Source organism: Edaphobacter sp. FHG110511_03 (genome assembly GCF_059115365.1).
On record NZ_JBZYWL010000019.1, the window covers coordinates 1 to 26115 of the forward strand.

Genomic DNA, 26115 nt, shown 5'->3' on the forward strand with positions numbered 1-26115 from the left:
AACCGGTGACGATTGACAAACCTTTTGAAGCGAAAGACGACTGGTTGAAGGACCTCAGCGTTACGGTGAAGAACGTCTCGCAAAAAGCAATCGTATCTCGGTGGATGAATTTCGAAACCATACTATCAGCCAATAGAAGTAGGTCAAGCAATCTCGCTAGGAAGAGTTGTGAGGAGGCTCTTTTCTTGTTACTTGTCTCGTGTGGAGTGTAATCACAGGAAAGCCATGCTCAGCAATACACCTGCAGTTCGATGACACCACTAGATGTGTTCTGTAGTGCCTGCAGAGGTTGCTCAGTGTCGGGCACACCTCGGGCCGTCCGCAGGGTTAAGAATCTACAATCTAACCGAACGGTGAGGACGCCCCGATCCTTCCAATGGCTGTGCGGACCCAGGCAGTTCGGGGCAATTCACAGCCATCACAGAACTCCTCTTGTGCTGGCGAGAATGGTGAGAATCTGAACAAACTGAGCAAAACGAACGTATTTCCTGAAGAGAATGCGAAGCGAAGGGCACAATAGGATCCGACTCGTCTATGTAGTTGCAATGGGCGATAGCAATTGCTACGATCGTCGTCTTTGTAGCTCCATCCGTATTTCAATGGGCGTTGAAAAAAAGATTCGAGCCGGTACCGAGGCCGGCGATCTATTCCCATGCTTCAAATCAATTAGAGGCTGACCGTCAGGATCTCGACTATCTAGAACAATTAATGCATTTAGATCGCAGCTTTTCTCCGGATGCCAGGAGGCGGTTTGAGCAGGAAAGAGCCACCCTCCTCGAGGGCAGCACGGAACTATCCAGGGCCCAATTTCTGCTCGCTATCGATAGGCTCGTTGCGCTTGCTGGCAACGGTCATACGAGCACAGTCCCCGCGCAACAGGCGGGTAGGTTTGGGCGTGCGCAGGTGCGCTTTGCTTGGTTCGGGGATGGCCTATACATCATTCGTGCGAGGTCGCACTTTAAAGATCTTTTGGGAGCGCGAGTGATAATGATAGATGGTCGCGATCCTGCTGCAGCGACTGCGGCTGTCCGACCCTATGTGACGGGGATCGATAGTTATGCAAACTGGTACAGCCTCCCTGTTATGGAGACGCCTACGCTCCTGCACGCGATATGGTCCGACGCAGATCCGGACGTGCTCGCGCTGCAAGTGCTGACGCTTGATGGCAGAGAGGCCGGGGTCCGTGTAAGAACCGATGCTCCGCACGAGAATCCTAATAAATTGGTTCCAATTCGCGATATCGCCCCTGCGCAGATTCCGGACGACACGACCGATTGGCAGACCTTTCTTCCCGCGGGTACAGCTCTTCCATTAAGCCTGCGCGAGCCCAATCGCAGTCTCTTTGCGTCAGAACCTCACGACGGCACCCTGTACATTCGGATCAATCAGGTTCTACCGGATTCTCATGGCTCTTTGAAGGAACAGCTGTCTAGTCTCATGCAGCTATCCGCAGGCAGGACTTGGCGACACATCGTTCTTGATCTGCGCTTCAGCACCGGAGGCAATTATCTGGAGACAACCGCCTTCACTCACGACCTCCATCGCAGTCTTCAGCGCGATGGGAAGCTCTCGATCCTGATCGGAAATATGACATTTTCTGCGGCAATTGTAACGGCCGCCCGGGCGAAGTACTTCACCCATCGCAATGTCGAACTGGTTGGCGAATCGGTCGGAGATCGAGACCAGTACTGGGCTGAACGAGGCGAGCGTCTAAAGTTACCTAACTCGGGAATCCAGATCAACTACGCGACTGCCATGCACGACTCAGTTCATGAATGCTACGACGTCACCCGGTGTTACTGGTTGGATTTTATCTACGGTGTTCCCTCCGGCACCCTTAAGCCTGACCGCATTATTACCCGGACCTTCTCGGACTACGCAATGGGACAAGATACGGTCCTTAACGCGGTGCTGAAAAATTGGCCGCTGTTCTCAGAGTCAGCGCAACTGGCTGGTGTAGAAATTGTGAATAATCAAGTCCCCGGCACAAGGTAACTGTAAAACAACGCAATATTAATTGATGAAGAGGTAGATCGCCGAATCATTCATCAACAGCGATCGACACTCATAACCGACGTTGTGGTGGACGGCTGCGTGGTTTCTGCAGCACCGTACCTCACTAACGAACGGTCGCACCGCATGCTCCAGCTCCTATCGGCCAACAACAACGTGGCCCGCTTCGAAGGCTCGCTCCACGACACGAGAGAGTTGTCGGATTCAGGCGCACGTTCATCTGTTCCTCATTTTGGCCATCGGCGCACGGGTAGCCCCGGGATTAGATGGAGCGGTGGATCATCCTGGTCCTGCTGATTAGCAGCTGTTGGTGGTGGAAAATACCAAAAAGCTTCCGGATTGAGAACCATCTCTAAAGGGAGAGTCCCATCAGTCGACATTTTCATGGCCAAAAACTGTTGTCTTTTCGCGCGAAGGGTGATATTTTCTTCACCTCTTATGAGTGTTCCTTGGGTCAAACACATAAATTCAAAAGATAAGCCAGCCCTTCGGAGGCCTTTCCATGCGACTTGCGAAAAGACATATCATTTTCTTTGCGGCGATGATCTGCGCCGCTATGTTGCCCTCAAACGGATTCGCCGCCGACAAGGCAGTACTTGGCCAGCGCGTCGACGCTTCGCAGAAGGTTGAGTTTGACGTCTTCCTTCCACTGCAGCACAGGGAGGACCTCAATTCCCTCGTTGACACACTGCACGACAGCAACTCACCTAGTTATCACAAGTGGATCAAGCCAGGAGAATTTAAGACGCGCTTCGGCGCGAGCGACGCCAGCATCGCCGCTGTCCGCAAGCAGCTTGAGGCTTATGGCTTTACGGCAAGTCTCGTATCGAGCCAACGCATCCACGTCACCGGTAACGCCAGCGCTGTTGAGCAGGCCTTCGGAACACAGCTGCGCATCGGTACGTTTGCTAACGGTCGTAAGGTCATCGCTGCAGCCAAGCCCATCTCGTTGCCCGGGGCGCTTTCTGCCAATGGAGCCGTCGTCGCCGGACTCTCAGGCTTTATCCGCATGCGCCCACAATCGCACCGTCTTGCCGCGCCGCTGCCGGAGAATCGCTACTCCAGCGCTGGCCCATATTGGTTCACCGATCTGAAGCAGGCCTACAAGTACCCGAGCTATAAGGTGTACACCGGCAAAGGTGTCACCATCGGTGTGCTGATGGCAAACGACTTCAACTCCGATGACATGGTCGCCTACTTCACCCACGAGAAACTCGCCATGCCGAAGATGACGACCGTCAACATCAACGGCGGAGCACCCTACGACCCTGACCTCTCCACCGAGACGCATCTTGACATGCAGCAGACCGGAGGTATGGCACCCAACGCCAGCATCATCCTCTACAACCTGCCCGATCTTTCCGACTCCAACGTCATCGATGGATTGCTTACCATCGTCAATGACAACAAGGCCGACGTGGTCAATATGTCTTTCGGCGGTCCTGAGATCCTCTATCTCCCAGACTATAACGACGGCCAGGATCTTACCGACCTTCTGGGTATCTACGATGACATCTTCAAGCAGGGTAATGCGCAGGGAATCACCTTCGTTGCCTCGTCGGGCGACCAGGGCGCGATGTCTGCACCTCCGCCGGCCTGCTTTCTTCCTGACGCCACTAGCGCCTGCGGCACCATGCAGCCATCTGCAGAATCGCCGGCTTCGAGTCCGCACGTGACTGGAGTAGGTGGAAGCAACCTCGCGACCTCGCTCAGCCCGACATCTCTCGATTCCACATATGTCACCGAACAGGCCTACGGGGACCCACTCGCCCTCGACATCTTCTACGGCACGCCGGCGACCGGCAATATATGGGGATCCGGCGGAGGGGATAGCATCTATTACAAGAAGCCTCTCTTCCAGAGACTCGTAAACACCGGCTCGAAGTATCGCACCGTGCCTGACGTCTCGGGACACATGGGCGGTTGCCCGGTCGGTTCTGTCGAACCGTGCTCGGACAGCGACAGTTCAGTAGTCGTGGCCATCGCCGGAGGACTTTATGCCGTGATCGGAACCAGCGCGTCGGCTCCTGACTTCGCCGGGCTGCTGGCGTTGAAGCTCGAGCGCTACGGCTCTCGCCTTGGCAACGAGAATCCTGAGATTTACGCGCTCGCGGCACTGCAGAACGCCGGATTACCCCTAAACGTCTACCACGACAACGTCCCTGGATATAACGGCCTCTTCAGTTCAAAGAAAGGATACAACCGCGTACTCGGCAACGGAACAGTGATCGGAGTGAACTTCCTGCTCGCCCCCAAGGTTCCAACGGCCGGAACTCCGCAGTCTCCGAGCAATCCGTAGCTTTGACGGACCACCTGAACACGTGATCAACCGTGTCCACTACATTCATTCACTAGCATCGAGACTCGCGGGCATGGAGCCATGGCAGCAAACAAGCTTCCAAAAAGGGGTCTAGGCGAGTCTCCTCATCTTTGTTGCGAGTTTTCGGCGCAAGCGCCCACTACCCAAATCGGCGGATCACATATTTGTTGTAAGTTCGAAACTACCGTTCCCGCGTTCTGTCGGGTGATAGGGAGAGCTCGACCTCAACCCTGCGCTAAGCTCTAATTTGCCAACGCCCTACGTCCCAGACGAACGTGTAAGCCAAGTCACTGCTCGACCCGCTTTGAGCCATTGCACGCCTGCTAACGCGAAGCATAGATTGGTTGATTCGTGAAGAAAGACAGGATATACCCAGGAACTCTGCCCATCTGGGGACTGCGCATCACAAAGGACCGTCTATGATGCCTTTCAAGGCACCTCGTGAGTCACGTCATAAAACCAATAGATTGAGCGATCATCTGTGATCTCTTCACGGATAACAGGTACATCAGTGGTTGCCGGTTAGGCGCGTTGTGGGGTCGGCAGCCGTGCTGGGTGGCTACGTTCCGGCTCGCAGAGCCTCCTTGATAGAAGCGTTGGAGGTATTGCGAATCTGGTAGCCGACTCCTTCGCAACTCGATCCAAGAACTGGCTGAACCCACCCACTGCAACCATCAAATGGCGATTGCAATAGAGGGCAGATCAGTAAGGCGTCGCGCCGAAAAGCAAAGAAGATAGAACGTATTCTCAATGCAGTAAACTGAAAACTCGCTGAGAATTTCGACTTGGAGGTCAGGTTCCCCGCCTATGCTCATCCGATCCATGTTCGATATTCAATTCCATTTACCCAATCCAGCGGTGTTGGTTGCGGTTTTGCATCTGCACCCTTCGCTCGCCCAACAACTGCGGTCTGCGGACGAACTACTTGTTGAACATCTGGGAACAAGCAATATATCCGGCCAGGAGCCCCGTTTAGTCATCTCTCAGAGGGACTATATAGATTCCTTCGGAAACATCTGTTCACGCTTCGTTGCTCCAGTTGGTCACCTTCGACTCTCCGGTAGAAACTTGATTGAGTCGGAGGATCAGCCCGAGAAGAGCTATCCCGACGCCAAACAGGCATCGATCGATGAGCTCCCGCCCGAGGTGCTGCAGTTCCTGCTGCCCAGTCGTTACTGCGAAGTGGATCTGTTTGGCAGTATCGCTCAGGAATTGTTTGGAGCCATTCCCGAGGGTTGGGCACGGGCCACAGCGATTCGAGATTGGGTTCACGAAAAAGTGATCTTTAACTACAACACCGCTCGGCCAACTAAGACTGCGATGGACGTCTTCATTGAACGCGTGGGGGTATGCCGGGATTTCCAACATCTTGCGATAGCGCTTTCCCGCTGCCAAAATATTCCCGCCCGCTACGTCACCGGCTACATCGGTGACATTCGAAGGCCCAGTACCGGAGTGGGCGACTTCAGCGCTTGGTATCAAGTCTTTCTCGACGGGCAATGGATTAGTCTGGATGCTCGGCATAACTATCCGAGATTGGGACGAATTTTGATGGCGACGGGGAGAGATGCGGCAGACGTGGCTATCACAACCAGCTTTGGCGTGACGAATCTAACTTACTTTTATGCTGATTCTTGGGAGGTTGATGCGGGAGGAAATAGGATTCCACTTCCTGAAGGAGGTACGGCGATTACCGTCCCTATTATGCCGACCCAAACCAATGCCAGCCGAGCGACTCCTATTCAAACGCAAGCAGCGACTGCGTAAGGCACACCAACTCACTTATGCGAATGATCTGAGAAGCGTACGAGGGTGAATGGGAACGAAGGTAATAGTGCACCACGAATCCCGGTACTGTTATGAGCATCCGGTATCGCTGGGACCGCAGACGATTCGGCTGCGGCCAGCCCCGCATTGTGCCGCACCTATTCTTAGTTACTTGTTGGAGATCAAGCCGACTGACGGTCTTTGCTCATGGCAGTTTGATCCGTTGGCGAATCATGTAGCTAGGGTAGTCTTTCCTAGCAAAACAGCCGAATTCGCCATCAATGTGGATCTGGTCGCGAACTTGATTCCATTGAACCCATTTGCTTTTCTCCTTGAACCTGAGGCGGAGATGGCGCCTTTCACTTACAAACCTGAGATGGCGAGGAATCTTGAACCATTCCTGGTCCTCAAGTCTTCCGGACCTCTTCTCAATAACTTCGTAGCCAGCGTTCGTGGTCCTCAGCAGACCATTGCTTTGCTCCTTGCCTTGAACGAGCGTGTATGCAACCAAGTCTCCTACACGACGCGGATGGAGCATGGCGTGCAAAGTTGCGAAGAGACACTGTCTCTTGGTACCGGGTCTTGCCGAGACTCAAGTTGGCTGCTGGTGCAGGTATGCCGTCGGCTGGGATTTGCCGCACGTTTTGTCTCCGGATATCTCATTCAGCTTGCAGACGATAAACAACTCGCTGGGGCAGAATGTCGCAAGACGGACTCTGTTGATCTGCATGCTTGGGCGGAGGTCTATCTTCCTGGAGCCGGCTGGGTGGGGATGGATCCAACGTCCGGTCTACTGGCGACAGAGGGACACATTCCGCTCGCCTGCAGCACGACGCCTAGTGATGCGGCGCCGATCAGCGGCACTGTTGAACCGGCCGGTGTCGAATTTACTCATGAACTGACGGTCCGCAGGCTGGATCAGGCTCCAAGCCTGACCTCACCCTTCAGTGACCGCGATTGGCGCACGATACAACACCTGGCATATGACGTGGACCGGGATCTGAAAGCGCAGGATGTGCGGCTTACCATGGGAGGCGAGCCGACATTTGTCGGCATCGATGACCCGGAGAGCGCTCAATGGAATTGTGACGCGCTCGGCCCGCAAAAACGCAGCGCTGGGCTGTCACTTATCCATTCCATTCGGCAGCGTATTGCGCCTGGTGCGCTCCTTCATTTCGGCCAAGGCAAATGGTATCCGGGCGAGCCGGTGCCACGTTGGGCATTTCATTGCATTTGGCGCAAGGACTATCTCCCGATATGGGAAAACGGCGATCTGTTTGCTTTGGAGGGGAAGGACGATGCCTGTAGTAATGCGGAGGCATATGCCTTTTTAGAGACGCTGAGTCGACGCCTTGGGGCTGAGCCGGAAAACATATTGCCAGCGATGGAGTCCACGACGGAGCAGGACGAACCGGCTGGATTCATTCTGCCACTGCGACGACGCCAGCCTAAGGACCGCCTTACCTGGTCAAGTCAGCTCTGGTTTAAGCGGCCGACGAAGTTCACCTTGTCGGTGGGCGACTCGCCGATTGGTTATCGAATTCCTGTGGAAATGATGCCTTGGGTTGCACCGGATGCTCTTTCGTACGAGATCGATGAGGATGGGCTGGTAAAGCTGCCGTCCGCCGTGGTGAGATGCCCGGAGATGTTCAATCGATATCCTGAGCCGGACCCGCTGCCGCCCATCTCTGAGAACCTGACTTTAGCACGGGAGCTCACTCGTCCGTCGCTCTGCGTGCAGGCGCGCGAGGGTCGCTTGCACGTTTTTCTGCCATATATCTCAGTGCTTGCAGATTATCTTGACTTGGTGGCGGCCGTGGAAGAGACAAGCCAATACCTACAAAGGCCGGTCTGGATCGAGGGCTATTCAGCGCCGCTGGATCCGCGGATAAAAGTGTTCAGTCTGACGCCAGATCCGGGAGTGCTCGAAGTCAACATGCCACCTACGTCGGAATGGGATGAGCTGGAAACCCACAATGCAATGCTTGCGGAAGAAGCTCAGCGGCATCGTCTGATTGCAGCTAAGTTTGGCTATGACGGCACTCATATGGCAACCGGAGGGGGCAGCCATATTACGTTAGGTGGCCCAACGCTTGCAGACAGTCCGATTCTGCGCCGGCCGGACTTACTTCGCAGCCTGCTGTCCTTTTGGCAGAATCATCCTTCGCTTTCCTATCTGTTTGCAGGCATGTATGTAGGACCTACGAGCCAATATCCTCGCGTTGATGAAGCAAGGGTCGATTCGCTATATGAGCTCGAGATCGCATTTAGCCATCTCCCTAAGGGCGAGTGCCCGGCCGAGATCGTCGACGGCTTATTCCGCAATTTACTCGTGGACGTGACCGGTAATAGCCATAGGGCCGAGTTCTGTATTGACAAGCTCTATCCGCCGGTAGGTCGGGGCCTTCGCTTGGGATTACTTGAACTGCGCGCCTTTGAAATGCCTCCGCACTATCGGATGGGTCTTCTTCAAACGCTCCTTGTGCGCACGCTCATTGCGCACTTTTGGAACAGCCCATTCACGGGTGGTCTGTTGCGTTGGGGAACGGCACTCCATGATCGCTTTATGTTGCCGTACTTTGTTGAGCGCGACTTTACTGACGTTCTCGACGTACTTCGCAGCGCTGGGTATTCTTTCGTTGACACGTGGTTCGCGTCGCACCTGGAGTTCCGTTTTCCGAAGATCGGCGAAATCGAAGCCGATGGCGTTCGGCTCGAACTCCGGCAGGCCCTAGAGCCGTGGAATGTCCTGGCAGAAGAGACTACGTCCGGCGGTTCAGGCAGAAGCGTGGATTCTTCACTCGAACGAATACAGGTGAAAGTAAACGGTATTACTCCGGCGTCGCGGTACGTTGTTTCTTGCAATGGCCGGAGGGTGCCTCTCCATTTGTCTGAAGCACAGGATGAAGCGCTCGCCGGTATCCGCTATCGCGCACGTAGATTGTCGGCTGCGCTCCACCCGACGATTCCGGTTCATACTCCTTTGAGGTTCGATCTGATCGACACCTGGAAAAAACGCTCCGTGGGTCAATGCGCCTACTATGCCGGCCGCCTCGATGGGACCTTGTATGACTCTCGTCCCGCCGACTCAACCGAGGCCAGCGAGCGTCGCTTGCGTCGGTTTCACATTACACCTCCACCCGAAGATGTCATCGCAACACCACCGTCGGAGAAGAATCCAATCTTTCCGATGACCCTCGACCTCCGCTGGCCTGCGGCGATAGATGAGTTGACCGTCGACGCTATGAGGTTCTCTGAGGCAGGGAAGCCATGATTGGAGATCTTTACCAGTCTCCACTTCGTTACGGCTGCGCATACGAGGAGTCATCCGTGGACGGTATCACGCCACGCCCCCACTGGGCGGGGCTGATGCAATCCCTTCAATCGATCGGACCTGTTGAGCTTGCTCTCCGATGGGCTCAGGCGGAACAGCGAATCCGCGAAAACGGGATTACCTATAACATCTACGGCGATCCGTTAGGCTCCCATCGACCTTGGAAAATAGACCTTGTTCCGCTGTTGATTTCCAACGAGGAATGGCGCTACATCGAAGCCGGTGTTGTTCAACGGGCTCAACTCCTAAACCTCGTTCTCGAAGACATTTACAATTCGCAGAGCTTGCTGAAGGATGGCGTCCTTCCTGGTGCTTTGCTCTATGCCAACCCCGCATTTCTACGGCCGTTATTTGGTGTGAAAGTTCCTCGCGCGAGCTATCTGCACATGTTGGCCATTGATCTTGCACGATCCCCTGACGGGAACTGGTGGGTATTGGCCAACCGTACCCAGGCCCCTTCAGGGAGCGGTTACGCGCTGGAAAATCGGATGATCGTATCTGAATTTCTTCCCGAGCTCTTTCGCACCTCCGACGTACAACGACTCGCGCCGTTCTTTCGCGCGCAACGCGATGCGCTTGTGAAACTTTCCGAACGAATTACCCCGCGGATTGTTCTACTGACACCAGGCCCTCACAACGAGACCTACTTCGAACACTCTTACCTCGCGAAATATCTCGGCTTTACACTTGTGGAAGGCGCCGACCTCACGGTACGAGACCGTTGCGTCTTCATAAAGACTGTCGGCGGCCTCGAACAGGTCGATGTCATCTTGCGCCGGGTGGACGATGACTTTTGTGATCCGCTGGAGTTGCGGGGGGATTCGCTGCTTGGGGTCTCTGGCCTTGTAGAAGCTGTCGTCGCCGGCAACGTGAAGGTGGCAAATGCACTCGGCAGCGGTGCCGTCGAATCAGCGGCAATAATGCCATTCCTACCTGGTCTCTCAAGACATCTCCTCGGCGCCGAACTTAAATTGCCGTCGGTCGCGACCTGGTGGTGCGGGCAGGAAAGCGCTCTGAACTGGGTGGTCGACAATTTGCACTCTGTCGTTGTCAAACCAGCGTTCTCTTCGCTCGGGATAGAGCCGGTCTTCGGTTCAGAGCTTTCGGCCCCGGAGCGGGAAAAGCTTGTAGAACGCCTGCGCAGCCACCCGCACGAATACGTTGCGCAGGAACAGGTTCAACTCTCAACCGCACCTGTGTGGGAGAACGAAGCCCTGCAGTCCCGCAGCGTCGTCTTGCGCACCTATGTCGTGAACACCGGCAACGGCTGGTCGGTCTTTCCGGGGGGACTGGTGCGCGTCGCCGAGACTAGCGGTTCAGTAGTTTCTATGCAACGGGGAGGCCACAGCAAGGATGCCTGGGTGCTTTCCGACGGGCCAGTCGACACGTTCAGCATGCTACCGCCTCGCAACGAACTCGTGCAGTTGCGACGTGCATCGCTGGTAGTGCCCAGCAGCGTGGCCGACAATACTTTCTGGCTCGGCCGTTACGTGGAGCGCGCTGAAAACCAGGCACGAATCCTTCGATCGATCATCCCGAGAGTTCACCTCGCAGAGGATACAGAGCTTGGGAGCCTCATTTGCCTCGCTACTTGTCTGGGAACTCGCTCTGCTCGACTTACCGAAGGCAGGCGCGGACCGCCCAGCTTCAATGCGCTGCGGAGAGAACTGCTTGCCTCACTGACCGATCACAAACGAGCTGACAGTTTGGCCGCAACGCTGGATGAGGTGTCACGGATCGGAGACAGTGTGAGGGAGCGTCTCTCAGGTGACATGATGTTGCTGCTGAGCCAGCTGCGGAGCTCGGTCCGGGCTCAAAAGGGCACCTTCCTGACAAGCTATACCGTGATGCTTACAAAATGTCTTGAGCTCCTTTCAGCGTTTTCCGGGATGGAGCGGGAGAATATCAATCGCGGTTCGGGCTGGCTCTTTCTGAGTCTAGGCCGCCGCCTTGAGCGCGCGATTTACCTGACACAAGAACTGCGCCACGTTACCAAACCATTGGCCGTCGAGAATTGGGCTTATCTCGAGCGATTGTTGGAGGTCGCCGACAGCACTGTAACCTACCGCACGCGTTATTACACAAACCTGCAGCCCCTTGCCGTGCTTGACCTTCTCATGGCCGATGAGCATAACCCTCGTTCTTTGGACTTTCAGCTGGATCATTTAGCTGAACTTTATGCGAAACTGCCGCGAAATCTGTCTTCTGATCTCCAGGCCATTCAGGACGCCGTCAGATCCTTAAGACTCATCGACTTGCAAGCTTTGACAGAACGCTTCAATAAGCCAGGCTCTGATCTCTCGGATGGATATGAGGAAGTCGATCAATTTCTGGCTCGTCTGGAAAAACTGCTCCCGTCCTGGTCGAACAATCTTTCCAGCCACTATTTCAGTCACGCGCGCACATTACCGATCACAATGGGATTTGACTGAAATGGTCTACAACGTTAGCCATCGCACCACCTATCGCTACTCTTACCCTGTTTCTGTCGGGGAACATGTAGCGTGCCTCAAACCTCGATCCTTCTTGGAAAACAGGCTGGTACAAAACACGCTAAACATTTACCCCGTGCCGTCAACCTTGACTGAGCGCGTTGACTACTTCGGTAATATCCTGTCCTTCTTCACAGTGGAGGAGCCTCACAAAGTACTCATCGTCGAGGCAAAGAGCACGGTTAAGATCGATGGGCCGACAATTTCGGCGCCTGGTTTTTCGCGCCCTTGGGAAGAATCTGCGAGGTCTCTCGCAGCGGATCTTAGTGAAGAGAGTCTGTCAGCGTATCAGTTTCAGTTTGCGTCGCCCCGGGTCCGTCTCAACAAAGAATTTGCTTCGTACGCCCTAGAATCCTTCACACCCGCGCGTCCAATGAGGGAAGCATTGATGGAGCTTACCGCGCGAATCTACGCAGACTTCCGCTTTGATTCCAAAGCAACCACGGTTCGCACTCCGCCAGAGGAAGTCTTCAAAAAGCGTCACGGTGTCTGCCAGGATTTTGCGCATATGGAGATTGCCTGCTTGCGCTCAATAAACGTGGCAGCTCGTTATGTGAGCGGCTATCTGCGGACTTATCCGCCGCCAGGCAAGCCACGCATGGTGGGAGCAGATGCCTCTCATGCATGGATCTCTGCCTACAGTCGTGACGAGGGATGGATTGATATGGATCCCACAAACAATGTTGCCCCAACGGATGGCCATGTCACTCTCGCCTGGGGCAGGGACTATGGTGACGTCAGCCCTTTGCGGGGTCTGATCTTGGGCGGGGGGCGAAACGCCCTTAAAGTCGAGGTTGATATTGAACCGGTTGATGTCTGACCAAGTCATGATCGCTTTTCATGTTTGGTAAAAAAACCGATTTTTGTTCTTTTACAACAGGTTCTCGATTGGAACCGTAAAGACAACGTAGGATGACAGGCGACGATACGGCAATCTGATCGCAACCGGAGCCCGAACACTCAGCACGGCTTACATCAGCCATAGAATGGCGAGCAATCACAACGAATCTACGAGAGGTACTGTGCAGCGTGACTATGTAATCGACGTAAACCCGATTTTGACGGATGCTAAATATCCCACCGTAACATTCGTCACTACTGACGCAACTACGGCGGAAACAATCACCGTCGGTGGCGGAAAGATTACGGTGCGTGCCCTTCGTTACTCCTTGAGACTTGAAAAACTGCTTCGCACAGACCAACTAGCGCAGATCGAGCAGCATCTTGACCAAAGAATTCCGTTCACGATCTTCCTCACAATCGAGGAAGAAAAAATGAAGGAAGCTAGACTCATAGACTAAATCGGTTCTCCGTGTGTGCGGGGTGACCAATCGGCTGCTTAACTCGGTCATTCAGTCGGTCTGCTCGTCTAATAGATGTCACCGGCAACTCCCGACTAACCATTTTAGAATTAGTAAATTTCACCTACGACAATGTCAATTGTCAGGGGTAAAATCATTTCATGACCAACGAGCTCATTTTGGCCGATCTTGAACCGAAAGGCAGGGAAGGGGAGCCTCTCGCACTGACCCCGGCCCAGGCTTTGCTGCGAAAGATGGTGCTCGACTCGGTCTCCTCGCCTCATAGCCGACGGAACTACGCCAAGGCTTTGGACGATCTCTTCCGATTCTGTGCCAGCCGACCTCTCTCCCGGGAGCTGCTCATGGAGTGGCGCTCGACGCTCGAATCTTTGTCCCCCTCTACTATTAACGTCCGGTTGTCGGCGGTCCGGAAGATGGTTGGCGAAGCTCGCCGGGCGGGAATGATCGGTCAGGAGGAGGCGGCGAGCCTGACCGACATCCCAAACATCCGACAGAAGGGAACTCGGCTGGGAAACTGGTTGACTCGGGAGCAGGCCAAGGATCTGCTAACCGTCCCCGACCGCTCGACCCTGAAAGGGAAGCGGGACTATGTGATCCTGGCCCTTCTGGTCGGTTGTGCTCTCAGAAGAAACGAACTGGCTGAGCTCGATGTCGCGCGAGCGCCGCTCCCCCAATGCTCATAAGATGCAAAGCCGCAATCTACCTGAGATTCATTGGCTTCATGAACTGAAGAGGATCGGGGGTGGGGATACGCGGAAGCATGTCCTTGCGGGTGGCGGTGTTGTAGACGAACCATGCTTCAACAGCTGACCCTTGCATGACATCGCCGGGCTGGACGCGATCATAAAGATCCATGTTGGAGCGATGGGTGCGTGTTGCATACTGCATGAATCCGAAACCGGGCACACCGATCCACAAGAAGCTGGTGTGGTCAGTTCGCGCGTGGGCGCGGCAGTAGATCCTGTAACGGCGGTGATCTCGAGGTCACGGATGGGGCCAATCCAGGAGGAGAAGATCGCGGCGTGACCGGAACAATTATTTGGGAGCGCTGAACGAGACGGAAGCGTAAACTGGCAACGTTCCCGGGCAATGTGGTTCTGCCTGTAGTGATGGAAGGATGATTGCTGCGAGAGTTACGGAAGCGAGCCGCTGGCAGATAGACGTTGGAAAACACCTCAGCCGGGGTGGCTGAGTGCACTCTCCGCCCGTGGCCCTGCATGGTCATGACGGGGTCGTGATCATTCCCCTGAATGGGGGTGATGAATTCGTGATTGAGCACAAGCCTTTTGTTTTCACTTTCGCGGATGTGGAGGTTCGAGAGCGCGAGTTCTGCATCGTCAAGGCTGGAGAAGTGTTACCGGTCGAGCCGAGGGCCTTTCGAGTCCTCATTTTTCTCCTTCGGAATCCGCATCGGCTCATTACCAAGGACGAGCTGATCGATGCGGTCTGGAACAACTGTGCTGTTTCCGAAAACTCGCTGACGCGGGCCATTTTTCTGTTGCGACGTCTGCTTGGAGATGACATCCACGAGCCACGCTACATCGCCACGGTACCTACCGTCGGCTATCGCTTCCTCTGTAATGTGGAGGCAACGGAAGATGGCATCGGCAGTCTGGATATGGCTGAAATGCGCGACCAGGAGATTCACGACAGCCCACATGCTCCACAAATTGAACCTGCCGTCGTAGAGGCAAAGGGGCTTCGGTCCGTGATCCGCTGGCTTGCGCCGGTTCTGTTGATTGGCATCCCCGCGTTCTTCTACTTTCGACACATCTCGCGATCTCCGGCTTTCTATTCGTCCGTCCCGCTTACGAGCTATATAGGCTCGGAGATTTGTCCTTCGTTTGCGCCAGACGGGGACCGGGTTGCGTTTGCCTGGAATGGGGAGAAGCAGGACAACTTCGATATCTATGTAAAGCAGATCGGAGAGGGAGCACTCCTTCGGCTCACCAGCGATCCCAAACCGGATCTTAGTCCGGCTTGGTCACCTGATGGTCGAACGATCGCCTTCCTGCGCTTGGATTCTGATGAGAAGGGCGAAATTTTATTGATTCCGTCCGTTGCTGCGGGTCCGGCAAGAACGCTGGCGGCAGTTACCGCCCCACTAACGCTCTTTCCTCACTCCAAATTTATTGCGTGGTCGCCGGATGGTAAGTCGCTGGTGGTTTCAGACGCCCCTTCCTACGGTGGCGTGATCAGTCTGTTTCTTTTGTCGGTCGAAACAGGCGAAAAGCGAAGAATCACTTTTCCACCGAACGAGTACGATGACGTGGATCCAGCCCTCTCTCTGGATAGGAGGCATCTGGCTTTTGTTCGTTATACGGGTGGAGGAGGAGTCTCGAGTGATCTTTACGTCCTCAACCTTTCTCCAGATCTTCAGCCTGAGGGCTCTCCCGAACGGATTACGTTCTACAACCGCCATCTTGCGAGTCCGGTTTGGAGTTCAGATGGCCGATCAATCCTGTTTACTCGAAGCGAGCTGGCCGGCAATCACAGTATCTGGCGGATCAATCTTGTCGGTTCACAGAAAAGCGAACCCTTGCCGCTTTCGGTTGACAGCAGTACTGCTCTGGACCTTGCCCGGCGCGGCAACCGGCTTGTGTACACGCGCGTAATTTCCAATATTACTGTCCTGTCCGCCGATTTGCCGCCTCCCAAATCGAGGTCTGGCTGGAGTAGTAATCCAAAGCCGTGGCTGAGCTCCACCCTGGGCACGCTGGGAGCATCGAATCCTCAGTTTTCTCCCAATGGCCAGCAGGTGGCATTTCAATCCGACATCTCCGGGACAGGTGAAATCTGGGCATCCGACCGTGATGGTTCCCATGTTCGACAGCTTACGCATATGGGAGCGATCGTCAGTGGCTTCCCGCGCTGGTCGCCGGACGGGAAGAACATTGTCTTTCACTCGCGACCGAAGGGCCTTGCGAGCCTGTACGTGATCAGTTCTGAAGGCGGTGCCGCTCGTCGTCTGGATACCGGACAAGTGGATGATGTTGGACCCAGTTGGTCGCACGACGGCAAATGGATTTACTTCACATCACGCGAAACTGGAGACGCCCAAGTCTGGAAGATGCCAGCCAGCGGCGGCCCGAGGATACAGGTTACAAAGCGAGGAGGATATGTGCCGCTTGAGTCGGACGATGGTCAATATCTCTACTACGTCACCTCTCAAAATGTGTTGTGCAGATTGCCCCTGGCCGGCGGCGAGGAGACGCAGGTGTTGTCGGACCTGGCACCGTTGGGGTCCTCCTACGCTCTTGGGAAGCGGGGAATTTATTTCCTAAGGTCTGTCGGAAAGGGAAGCGGACAGGAACTTGCTTTTTTGCGCTTCGCCAATCACCAGATCTCGTCGATTGTCGCTATTCCTCGGCAGGTGACTTTTGGGCTGGCGCTTTCGCCGGATGAGCGGTTGGTTCTGTACAGCCAGTGGGACCAGGTCAGCAGTGATTTGATGCTGGTGGAGAACTTTCGTTGAGGGGTGGGCTCATACGAGCTTGCCCGATGGAAAATGGATCGCTTCGACCACCACCGCGAGGCGCGCGGCCAAATCTACTTGATCGACTCTGAGGGCCAGAACATGCACATGGTCGCAGCGGCCAACTACGAAGACACATCACGACGGCTTCGCAGCGTTTGAATAGTATGGCGGAAAGACACTCTATTCCAAATTCGAGGAAGGAGGCATCTGGAACATGGTAGTAGGCGGAGGCGAGCAACGGCGGTTGACTAACGCGCTCCATAAGTATGCTAATGGGCGGATCTCCGACAGTTGACTTTGCCTCGACCCCTTAAAGCATTCTGCCTACCACGGCTCAAAGACGACAAAGCGGTCGGCATGGCTTATATAGATGCTCCGGAAGAGTCCAGTCGGAAGCAGACCATCTACCTCAACATTGCGCGTATCCTTCTGGGAACCAGCCAACATTATGAAGGATATTTGATGGAGGCTAAGTCTACCGATCTGCAAAGTCTGAGGTGACAAAACGGAGAATGCGCGCTCCGTTCCATCTCCGCTAAGCCCACGTATGACACGGCTCCCAATCAAGCCACGAGCCAAATATTTGGATGGTTCGAATAGTAAGGGTAGGGTCGCGCCGGAATCGAGCCCCAGCAGTAGCGGCCTCTGGGCACCTGATAGATGAACGGCGATGGTGAGCAGCCTGCTCGGCGTTGCCTGGTTTTTAGTTGGAGGTGGTGTTACTAGCGCAATACGCTCTCCTCTCAGCTTGGGCCTTATTACGTTTTCGTCGTCGAAGCAGAGCACACCATGTTGGTAGTCAATGAGTACATCGAGATGCTTAAGGAAACCTCCGCCGAGAATTCCGCGAATGTGGAGATCAGCTTTCTGGAGTTTCCCAAGGTTCTGTACGACAACGACAAGGTCTCTTATTGCTTGCGAGCCAATACTGAGCGAATCCAATTGGGAAAGTGGGGCGCTCATCTGGAATCCGACACCTATGACCTGGATCTCGCCCTGACTCTCCAGTTGAAGTGCGTGTGCCAGTGATGGATCGACGATTGTGGCCTGAGTGCCTGTATCCACCAGAAAGTCATACGGGCCGGCGTGGTTGATCATTACCGGCACAATGATTTGGGAGCGGTTGATAGTCCGTAAGCGTAAACCGGCAACATTTCCCGGGCAACGTGGTTCTGCTGTAAGCGTCGCCAAGGTTGTTGAAGCAAGAGTCAGGGATGCGAGCCATTTGAAGAGCGTCAACGGAGATCACCTCAGCCGGATAGGCTGGGTAAACTCTGCGACCGGGATTCTGCATGGTCATGATGAGGCCTTGATCATTTCCTGAAACGGTGTGATGAATTTATGACGGAACATAAGTCTTTTGTTTAGATTTGTCGCTATGGAAGTTCGAGAACGCGAGCTCTGTTATGGCTGGCAAGGTGCCGCCAGTCGAGTCGAAGGCCGGGGGGCCCGCTCTTTCTCGCTACGCAACACCCACCGTCTGATCACGAGAGACGAACTTCTATATAGAGTTTGGAGTTAATCCTCATTATCCGAGAATCGCGAACTGTCCGAGCCGACCGTTCCTAGACAGAAAGAAGGATTGCTCCCGGTTGGTCGGCAAATTGGACGTACTCTCCCGAATCCAAACCGGACATTGTCCCTGATCAAACCGCAACCGTGGCACCACACGCCTTCGGCGTAGACGATCACTAGGTGGCAGCATAGCGCTGCACTGGCTGGCGGAATTGATTGTATTCAGGGTTTAGAGCTACGGTACGCCCATCTTGACCAGCGCTTCGATCATCTTTTGTTCCACTACTGTCTGTCTCGTAGGACCCACGGTGAATAATACTTTCCCGTAATCTTGACCGAACTATGTGAAAGCATCTGCGATCGATCTTCCATACTGTTTCCGTTCAACGGCAACTTGCCAAGCATAGGCGACTGGACCGATGAATGAGTGGCTTGGGCATGTTATCGCCAATTGATCAAACCTGGATTTAATCGACTTCGCCAACAGTTCATGCGATCGCGGCGTTCCAATCACCACCCCGACGGTCTACCACGGCTCAAAGACAGCAAAGTGATGGGTGTGGCAGATGAAAACGCACCGGAAGATCCCCAACATCAGGAGACCATCGTAGGCGGATGCGCCGTAGGCTCCTTCTGAGGAGTCTGCGTATGTGAAAAAGGATACCCTGGGGAATTCACGTGAGCCGATCTGCAAATCCTGAAGCGGTATGGTCGAAACTGGGCGTTGTGCTCTATCGAAACCACCACCGAGCAACGAGGTCCTTGCTAATAATTCCAGTGGCATATATCGAGCGGTGTAGAACAGGAAAGAGACGTTCGTGCCGGAGTCGAGTTTTAGTCGAACGGGCCGCGTCCCATCGGATAGACCAGCCATGATGATGAGCGAGCTGAGCGCCGGCATGCCGTTAGTCGTCCGAGCCGGCGCCATCAGTGCGATATGCGGTCCTTTGACGTCGGCGGCCATGGCGGATGAGTCGTCGAGACAGAGCAGGTTGCGAGCATTGTCGATCAACATATCGAATTTGCCGAGAAAGTCCTCGCCGAGGACACCGCGAAAAAGATGAAGATCGACGGCATGGGAATTCTGGAAGTCAAACACGAGTACCTTTTGATTGGCGACGGCATGGGAGCCAACTTCGAGCAGATCGAGTTGCGCGAAAGGAGCGGACGCAAGAAATCCGACTCCTGCTATCCCGGCCGAGCCCTGAGTATTCAGGTGGAGGTCGGCAGCCAAGGCGGGATCGATCATCGTCATCTGGGTGCCCGTGTCCAACAGAAAGTGGTAGGGGCCGGAATGGTTAACAGATACCTCCACGATCATCTGGTAGCGGTTTATAAGACGGAGGGGTACACTTGCGACATTTCCAGGGCAATAAGGTTCTGCGGGAAGCGCTGGGACGATGGTTGCGGCAAGAACGAAGGAAGCGAACCATTTGAAGGCTGACATTTTGAGCTCCTCAGCCGGTCTGGCTGGAGAGACTCTGGGCGCATAACTCTACTTGGTCTTGATGGGCTGCTTATCAGTTTCTCGACCCAGGTCAAGAATTTCTTAGGGTCGGATGATGGATTTATGATGGAGAATAAGTCCTTTGTTTTCCGCTTCTCCGACATTGAGGTTCGCGAGCGTGAGTTCTCGCTCCTCAAGGCGGGCAAGGTGTTGGCGGTCGAGCCGAAGGCGTTTCGCGTCCTCCTACTCTTGCTGCGGACCCCCCAAAAGGTGATCTTGAAGGAAGAACTGCTGAATTCCGTATGGGGCGATACTGCCGTTACGGAGGGTTCCCTTACGCGTAGCATCTGGCTGCTGCGCCGCCTGCTAGGCGACGACGTCAACGAGCCGCGTTTCATCGAAACCGTGGCCACGGTCGGATACCGGCTGGTGTGCAAGGTTGAGGTTTCTGAAATCGCCATGGGAGATCTGCAAGCGACCGACAAAGAGATTGGTCTGACCGAGGCTGATTTCGTCGAGACATCTGTGCAAAGTGTGCGAGATTTGCCGAGAGAGGTGAATTGGATCCCCGCAGAAGTGAACCTCACAAAGGCGCCTGAATCGGCGCCGCGCCGCCGAGAAAGATTTGCGTGGGGAGTGGCGGCTCTGTGTATGGCCCTGTTGGCCTGGTTCGGAGTTGGCTATTGGCGCAGCAAACAGCCGGCGGAGAGCCGCCATCTTCGTCTTTCCTTACTTCCGCCGCCCTCTACTTCATTCGTCCCCCACAATTTCACTATCTCGCCTGACGGCCGGCGGCTCGCCTTCGTGGCTGTCGCACAGGATGGGGCCACCGCCTTGTGGATCCGGTCCCTGGCCGCTGGAGGTGCGCAGCAATTGACTGGTACCGAAGGCGCCACGTTGCCATTCTGGTCCCCGGATAGTCGTCAGGTGGGCTTCTTCCAGGCTTCGAAGCTGAAGATTGTTGATCCCGGCAGCGGTGCCGTCAAGGTCCTGTGCGACGCACCCGATGGCTTTGGAGGGGCATGGAACGATCGAGGCACGATCCTCTTCGCTTTCGCTGGATTTAATGAGCCCAGCTACATCGGCTCCCACTCGATACTCAAGGTATCGGCCTCGGGTGGCGAACCGCAGTTCGCCACGAAGGGCAACGCGCCGAACGCCCCGGTACTTTGGCCGTCCGCTCTTCCGGATGGAGACCACTTTCTATATTTTCTTCGCGGGAGCTCGAAGCCCGCTCAGACGCAGGGGATCTATGTCGGATCTCTCAGTACGCAGGAGAGCAAATTGATCTCTTCCGAGATCATCGGCAATACTCAGTTCGCGTCCTCGCGCCTCTACTACGTCCGCGATAGCAGCCTCATGGCACAGCCGTTCGATCTCAAACGGTTGCAGCTTACGGGCCGGCCAGAGGTTGTCGAGCGACAAGAACTGGAAGAGGCTCCGGCCTTTTCCCGTACCGGATTCTCGGTTTCGGACAACGGTGTGGTCATCTTCCAGTCGGCAATTGAAAGCCTCTCCCGGCTCGCATGGTTTGACCGTTCCGGTAAAGAAATAGAGGAACTACCCAGAACCGGCTATCGCGATCCTTCTCTCTCCCGCGATGGCGCTCTGCTCGCAGTCTCCTCCGACGAGGAACACAACGGCAAGCGATTTATCCATATTTATGATTTCGCCAGAGGTACAAGTACCCGTGTCTCCGAGGGAGGGAAAGATAGTTTGCCGGTTTTCTCCCCTGACGGCAAAAGGGTGGCTTATGCAGCCAATCATGACAGAACTTCTAAGTACATCGAAGTCGCCCCTACCGATGGTTCCGGCAAATCGGAGCGAGTGGTTACGTCCTATCGTCTGGCTCTCAACGATTGGTCGGCCGACGGGCGTTTTCTCGTGTACATGAATTTTCAGAACAGTATTGCGCCGGAGCTGGAGGTCCTTGACCTCAAGAACCATTCGCAGACAACCTACGCACCGGGTGCGGAAGCACAATTTTCTCCCGATGGGAAGTGGATCGCCTTCTCTGGATTTGGGTCGTCGGTCTCTGGAGACCCTGAAGTGTATGTAAGTCGTTTCCCCGGCCCCGGCCGACGAATCCAGATATCCAATCATGGCGGCCTACAAGCGCGCTGGCGCGCGGATGGAAAGGAACTCTTCTATATCGCTATGGACAAAAAGCTTATGGCAGTGACAATCGACACCTCGCATGACGAGCCGGTGGCAGGCGTTCCCCACGTCCTCTTCCAGACGCGAATCATCGGACCGCGTCTCGTACTGTTCCAATATGCCGTCTCCCCCGATGGCAGCCGCTTCCTGATCAACTCGACGCCATCTGCCGGAGCCACTCCCCTGACGGTGCTGATGAACTGACCTGCAATGAGGCCCACTTGATTTCCGCCGTTCGACTAAGGCTTGTCTCCCCCGTATAGCAGACTTCCGATAACGCCGTTTTCAAGAAACTACTTGTCCGATAAGCCGACTTTTCGACAACTTGAATTCCTCCGGATCGGCGCGGACTCATACGGAATCCTTCGGCTACAACGGTTGCTCTTTATCGCTTTGTTGGACTTTTTTGTGCGCGTCTGAGTTTTGCTTTGGATGACTTGTGGCTCGGCTGCATTCCCGTAGAGATCTCGCGCAACGCATGGGTCAGGTCTTGAGCAGAAAGCGCGTGCTCCGGATCGACTAAAAACTGAGCAATGAGGCCAGACAGGAGGGCGTGGTAGAAGCCTCCGGCAGTTCGCGCCGTTTGGTCATCGATCTCGCTCTCCTCTTTGTTCAGGAACAGGGATGCTAACCCTATACGCGCCTGCTGGAGACTATCTCCCAGGACGCGACGAATCTCCGGCAGATGATCCATCTGCGCAAAAAGCTCGAAGTTCGCCGCCCAGAGTGGACGATGCGCTTGGAAAGTCTCGATGAGTCGCACCCATATCGTCTCGAACCTCTCTATCGGGTCCGCGTCGGCACGAACAGCTGACTGCAGCGCCTGGCGAAACTCCTGCTCCCAATCTGCGATTGCGAGCACCAGAGCCTCGGTCAACAGAGCCTCTTTGGAGTCGAAGTGATAACCGATGGCGGCAAGGCTGACCCCTGCAGCTGCTGTGATATCGCGAGCAGTCGTGCGCGCATAGCCCTTCTCGATCAGGCAGCGCTTTGCCCCCAGCAGCAGAGACTCTCGGTTCCCCATACGGCTCAGTGTATCGAAATATTAGACATACGTCCTACACGGACGTATAGTACAAATGTCTAATACATATGTTCTATATAGACCGCGAACCGCGGACGAGGTTTGTAAAACAGCATGAAGAACCGAAACATCCTGATCTCAGGAGCGAGCGTCGCCGGACCCGCTCTTGCCTTCTGGCTGAGCCGCTATGGCTTTCGTCCGGTGATCATCGAGCGCGCACCCGCGGTGCGGCCCGGGGGCTATGCAGTGGACTTCCGGGGCGCGTCGATCCAGGTACTGGAACGCATGGGCATACTGGCTGAGGTTCAGAGAATGCAGACCCGCACCGGTGCAATCACGATTGTGGACAGCGCCAATAAGAAGGTTGCAAGTATGCCCGACGGCTTCACGAGTGGAGAGCTGGAGATCATGCGCGGCGATCTTGCTGGGATACTCCACCAGGCCACACGTCATGAGGCTGAATACATCTTTGATGACTCCATCACGCATCTTTCGCAAGGAGAGGCAGGCGTAGAGGTGCACTTCAGCCGCAATGGGCCACGCACCTTCGATTTAGTGGTCGGTGCGGATGGATTGCACTCCAATGTGCGGAGCCTCGCCTTTGGAGAAGAGTCACAGTTTGTCCACCATCTCGGGTACTACGTGTCGATTTTCACCATACCCAACTACATGAACCTCGACCAGAGCGGACTTTATTACGGAACGTTGGGCAAGAAGGTCGGCATCTTCAGCGCAAGAGAAAACCGTGAGGCCAAGGCATCCTTCTTCTTTGACTCCCCTCTGCTGGAATACGGGCGACGCAATATCAGTGAGCAGAAGAACATCCTGCGCGATAGATTCGCCGGAGAGGTTTGGGAGGTGCCACGCCTCTTGAAGATGATGGACGACGCTCCGGACTTTTACTTCGACTCCGTCAGCCAGATCAAAATGGACAAATGGTCGACAGGGCGCACCGTCCTCCTCGGAGATGCAGCCCACTGCGCCTCACCTCTGTCCGGCATGGGCACTGGAATGGCTGTAGTGGGAGCCTGCATTCTTGCGGGCGAGTTGAAGGAGGCTGCTGGCGATCATACCGTCGCTTTCGCCCGCTATGAAGCTCTGATGAGGGAGTATGTGACGCGGTGTCAGAAGATGGCTGATGGCGCTGACTGGTTTGTGCCACGCACCCGCTGGAAGCAATGGCTCAGCACTCAAATGTGGCGCCTCTTGCCTCACACGCCGTGGAAGAACATGATGATTGAGGTTCCCTTGAAAGTGGCGAACTCCATCAGACTGAAGAATTACTCAAGATGAATGCGAAGTATGTGCATACTGCCACGGTCCCCTCTCACTTTGATAAGCAAACGAAAAGCATTCATAGGGGTGTATAACCGGCTATCCGGAAAGGTGAAACTGTAGCGCCTGCAAAGTCGACTTTCCGCCAACTTCGGGATATCCGAGAAACGTCGAACTTGCCTAAATCCCCGTTTTCAGGAAACTACGAGACGCCGCGATATGGGCAGCGTTGTCCGGCAAGCTGAATGTCTCCGTAAGAGATAGATCATCTAGGCCGTTAGAAGATCAACCGGAAGCCTAATTGAACCGAGCGCGGTCCACCTTGCTGATAGATTGCTCCGCTTCCGCCAAAGCTCTGATTCAGCATCCGTGTCGCCTGTCCGAACAGATCGGTAACCGTAGGGTCGATATGGCCGTAATTTGGATGGTTGAGTATGTTGAATGCCTCACCCTTAAGCTGAATCGTTATCTTATCGTTTATTGGCTGGAATTGCGTATGTACATACCGAAGTCCAGTGAGAGGGCGAGTATCTCGAGCAGGATCGAAGAATCAAAAAATCGCTGTTAAATGCACGTTCACTCTGCTATTCTGGGCTCGTTATGGGGAGATGAAACGACGAATTCCTGACTCTGCCGCTCTTTACTGAGGACGAGCAGCCGCTCTCCGAAGAGGTTCAGTGTGAGCTTGTCGTCGAAGGCGTTGAGGAGCAATTTGAGTATGATGTCCGACGGCCTCTCCAGTGCTTCACCATCAAAATGCCGCTTCCGCTCTATCTCGAATTCAAGCGGGACGTTCGGCATCTCCAGGCGATAGCCGATCCTGCCGACAAGACGCGATACACCATGACAGCGTTTGTTGACAGCACTGTGAAGAAGGTCATATTGCCGAGCCTAAAGAAACTACAGCGCGAACTACTGCTCAAGGCAGCAAGCTGAAACCTGCTTTCATTGGGAGTTTGATAGGCAGCGCTGCTGCCAATGACTCCGAAGATAGGAGCCCGTTCGTGAACGAACTCATCGGAATTAAACAATGGCTTCGTTGGAACGGGCCTATCCACGCGCCCACCACTGGTCAGTTTGTTATCGTGTGCGCGGTTCGAGATTATCTTGTTGCAGGGTTCAGCAATATGGAACTAGGTCTGACTTCATCAGTGCGATTCACTTGTACTTAGAATGTACGGCTGATCGCTTCTGCCATCATGATCGTTGTGACGTTCGTCGGCGCTGAAACGATATCCGGCATGATCGAAGCGTCTATGACATGGAGGCCATCCACGCCTTTGACGGCACCATGCGAATCGACGACTGCATGAGGATTGCCATCGCCTCCCATCGGTACTGTCGATGTGGGATGAGCGTAACCGTCTACTTGTTCAATGATAGCTTTCTCGAGCGCTGCTTCATCTTCATCACTGATGTTATTCCCGGGGGTCATTTCAAACTCGATCACGTCGCTGAAAGGTGCCGTCCGTCCAATCTGTCGCGATAGCCGAACTGCTTCCTTAATTCTGCGAAGGTCACTAGGATCCTCGAAGAAGTTGTAGCGAATGATGGGCATGGCACGAGGATCGCGGCTCGCCAATCGGACGGAACCCAAGGAATTGGGAAGCGTAACTGCGCAGGCAAGAACAATGGCACCGCCAGTCGGGCTCTGCGCTGGATCGAAGATGTGCGTGCCGGAAATGTGCAGGTCGAGTTCGTCTGGGCCCGCTTCGCTGGATTTCGTCCAGATGATCGCTCCAGCGGAGGGAGTCATCGAATTTGCGTCTCGATTCAGCGCATAGGTGTTGTAAGAGAAAGGATGTTCCTTCAACCGATCCCCCACTGGAGCGTCTACAAGAACGGAGATGCCTAGTTCTCTGAGATGCGATGAAGGCCCTATGCCAGATCGCATTAGGATAGCAGGACTACCGAATGCGCCAGCGCACAAGATCACTTGATCGCCGGCGATCCTGTCGCCGTTCACCAAAG

The 26115-nt window shown here is 54.8% G+C and carries 18 protein-coding genes; 12 read left to right on the forward strand and 6 right to left on the reverse strand.

Annotated features, from left to right (window positions below; translation table 11 throughout):
• The first annotated feature begins 987 nt into the window (after positions 1-987).
• From AC5S26_RS28995 to AC5S26_RS29030, 8 genes are all read left to right on the forward strand, one after another.
• Complete coding sequence (locus AC5S26_RS28995; protein WP_494188431.1) at positions 988-1995, forward strand: hypothetical protein; 1008 nt, start codon at positions 988-990, stop codon at positions 1993-1995.
• A gap of 520 nt (positions 1996-2515) precedes the next feature.
• Complete coding sequence (locus AC5S26_RS29000) at positions 2516-4312, forward strand: S53 family peptidase (RefSeq protein WP_494188432.1); 1797 nt, start codon at positions 2516-2518, stop codon at positions 4310-4312.
• 828 nt (positions 4313-5140) lie between these two features.
• Complete coding sequence (locus tag AC5S26_RS29005) at positions 5141-6100, forward strand: transglutaminase-like domain-containing protein (RefSeq protein WP_494188433.1); 960 nt, start codon at positions 5141-5143, stop codon at positions 6098-6100.
• A gap of 49 nt (positions 6101-6149) precedes the next feature.
• Positions 6150-9374, forward strand: a complete 3225-nt coding sequence (locus tag AC5S26_RS29010; protein ID WP_494188434.1) for a transglutaminase family protein — start codon at positions 6150-6152, stop codon at positions 9372-9374.
• Between the two features lie 56 nt (positions 9375-9430).
• Entirely contained in the window at positions 9431-11866 is a 2436-nt protein-coding gene (locus AC5S26_RS29015) for a circularly permuted type 2 ATP-grasp protein (RefSeq protein WP_494188435.1), read from the forward strand.
• Between the two features lies 1 nt (position 11867).
• Positions 11868-12746, forward strand: coding sequence for a transglutaminase family protein (locus AC5S26_RS29020; protein ID WP_494188436.1), 879 nt, complete (start codon positions 11868-11870; stop codon positions 12744-12746).
• Positions 12747-12948: 202 nt separating this feature from the next.
• Positions 12949-13227, forward strand: coding sequence for a hypothetical protein (locus AC5S26_RS29025; RefSeq protein ID WP_494188437.1), 279 nt, complete (start codon positions 12949-12951; stop codon positions 13225-13227).
• A gap of 161 nt (positions 13228-13388) precedes the next feature.
• Entirely contained in the window at positions 13389-13931 is a 543-nt protein-coding gene (locus AC5S26_RS29030; RefSeq protein WP_494188438.1) for a tyrosine-type recombinase/integrase, read from the forward strand.
• 16 nt (positions 13932-13947) lie between these two features.
• Here the strand turns inward: AC5S26_RS29030 and AC5S26_RS29035 are convergent, their stop codons facing one another.
• Positions 13948-14154: a hypothetical protein gene (locus AC5S26_RS29035; RefSeq protein WP_494188439.1), complete on the reverse strand. Its 207-nt coding sequence runs from the start codon at positions 14152-14154 to the stop codon at positions 13948-13950.
• A gap of 286 nt (positions 14155-14440) precedes the next feature.
• Here AC5S26_RS29035 and AC5S26_RS29040 point away from each other — a divergent pair, with 286 nt between their 5' ends.
• Together AC5S26_RS29040 and AC5S26_RS29045 are read left to right on the forward strand one after the other, a co-directional pair.
• Positions 14441-16723, forward strand: coding sequence for a winged helix-turn-helix domain-containing protein (locus tag AC5S26_RS29040; protein WP_494188440.1), 2283 nt, complete (start codon positions 14441-14443; stop codon positions 16721-16723).
• 33 nt (positions 16724-16756) lie between these two features.
• A complete protein-coding gene (locus AC5S26_RS29045; RefSeq protein WP_494188441.1) occupies positions 16757-16885 on the forward strand; it encodes a hypothetical protein in 129 nt (42 codons plus the stop codon).
• Positions 16886-17050: 165 nt separating this feature from the next.
• Here the strand turns inward: AC5S26_RS29045 and AC5S26_RS29050 are convergent, their stop codons facing one another.
• Both AC5S26_RS29050 and AC5S26_RS29055 read right to left on the reverse strand, forming a co-directional pair.
• On the reverse strand, positions 17051-17824 hold the full coding sequence (locus AC5S26_RS29050; RefSeq protein WP_494188442.1) for a retropepsin-like aspartic protease: 774 nt from the start codon (positions 17822-17824) through the stop codon (positions 17051-17053).
• A 943-nt stretch (positions 17825-18767) separates the two neighbouring features.
• On the reverse strand, positions 18768-19688 hold the full coding sequence (locus AC5S26_RS29055; RefSeq protein ID WP_494188443.1) for a retropepsin-like aspartic protease: 921 nt from the start codon (positions 19686-19688) through the stop codon (positions 18768-18770).
• Positions 19689-19811: 123 nt separating this feature from the next.
• On the opposite strand from AC5S26_RS29055, the gene AC5S26_RS29060 reads away from it, so the two are divergent.
• Complete coding sequence (locus AC5S26_RS29060) at positions 19812-22049, forward strand: winged helix-turn-helix domain-containing protein (RefSeq protein WP_494188444.1); 2238 nt, start codon at positions 19812-19814, stop codon at positions 22047-22049.
• Between the two features lie 181 nt (positions 22050-22230).
• Here AC5S26_RS29060 and AC5S26_RS29065 read toward each other — a convergent pair whose 3' ends face one another.
• Entirely contained in the window at positions 22231-22869 is a 639-nt protein-coding gene (locus tag AC5S26_RS29065) for a TetR/AcrR family transcriptional regulator (protein ID WP_494188445.1), read from the reverse strand.
• Positions 22870-22983: 114 nt separating this feature from the next.
• Between AC5S26_RS29065 and AC5S26_RS29070 the strand changes: the two genes are divergently transcribed.
• Entirely contained in the window at positions 22984-24162 is a 1179-nt protein-coding gene (locus AC5S26_RS29070) for an FAD-dependent monooxygenase (RefSeq protein ID WP_494188446.1), read from the forward strand.
• A gap of 558 nt (positions 24163-24720) precedes the next feature.
• Here AC5S26_RS29070 and AC5S26_RS29075 read toward each other — a convergent pair.
• Both AC5S26_RS29075 and AC5S26_RS29080 read right to left on the reverse strand, forming a co-directional pair.
• The gene (locus AC5S26_RS29075) at positions 24721-24945 is read right to left on the reverse strand and encodes a hypothetical protein (protein WP_494188447.1); all 225 of its coding nucleotides are present in this window, start codon (positions 24943-24945) and stop codon (positions 24721-24723) included.
• 367 nt (positions 24946-25312) lie between these two features.
• Positions 25313-26115, reverse strand: an 803-nt coding sequence (locus tag AC5S26_RS29080) for a GMC family oxidoreductase (protein ID WP_494188448.1), incomplete at its 5' end; no start/stop codon positions are given.

Bases quoted from the DNA above. Each gene is read 5' to 3' on its own strand.
- AC5S26_RS28995 (WP_494188431.1), top strand. From the start codon at position 988: ATGATAGATGGTCGCGATCCTGCTGCAGCGACTGCGGCTGTCCGACCC.
- AC5S26_RS29000 (WP_494188432.1), top strand. From the start codon at position 2,516: ATGCGACTTGCGAAAAGACATATCATTTTCTTTGCGGCGATGATCTGC.
- AC5S26_RS29005 (WP_494188433.1), top strand. From the start codon at position 5,141: ATGCTCATCCGATCCATGTTCGATATTCAATTCCATTTACCCAATCCA.
- AC5S26_RS29010 (WP_494188434.1), top strand. From the start codon at position 6,150: ATGGGAACGAAGGTAATAGTGCACCACGAATCCCGGTACTGTTATGAG.
- AC5S26_RS29020 (WP_494188436.1), top strand. From the start codon at position 11,868: ATGGTCTACAACGTTAGCCATCGCACCACCTATCGCTACTCTTACCCT.
- AC5S26_RS29030 (WP_494188438.1), top strand. From the start codon at position 13,389: ATGACCAACGAGCTCATTTTGGCCGATCTTGAACCGAAAGGCAGGGAA.
- AC5S26_RS29045 (WP_494188441.1), top strand. From the start codon at position 16,757: ATGGATCGCTTCGACCACCACCGCGAGGCGCGCGGCCAAATCTACTTG.
- AC5S26_RS29050 (WP_494188442.1), bottom strand. From the start codon at position 17,824: ATGATCAACCACGCCGGCCCGTATGACTTTCTGGTGGATACAGGCACT.
- AC5S26_RS29055 (WP_494188443.1), bottom strand. From the start codon at position 19,688: ATGTCAGCCTTCAAATGGTTCGCTTCCTTCGTTCTTGCCGCAACCATC.
- AC5S26_RS29060 (WP_494188444.1), top strand. From the start codon at position 19,812: ATGATGGAGAATAAGTCCTTTGTTTTCCGCTTCTCCGACATTGAGGTT.
- AC5S26_RS29065 (WP_494188445.1), bottom strand. From the start codon at position 22,869: ATGGGGAACCGAGAGTCTCTGCTGCTGGGGGCAAAGCGCTGCCTGATC.
- AC5S26_RS29070 (WP_494188446.1), top strand. From the start codon at position 22,984: ATGAAGAACCGAAACATCCTGATCTCAGGAGCGAGCGTCGCCGGACCC.
- AC5S26_RS29075 (WP_494188447.1), bottom strand. From the start codon at position 24,945: ATGCCGAACGTCCCGCTTGAATTCGAGATAGAGCGGAAGCGGCATTTT.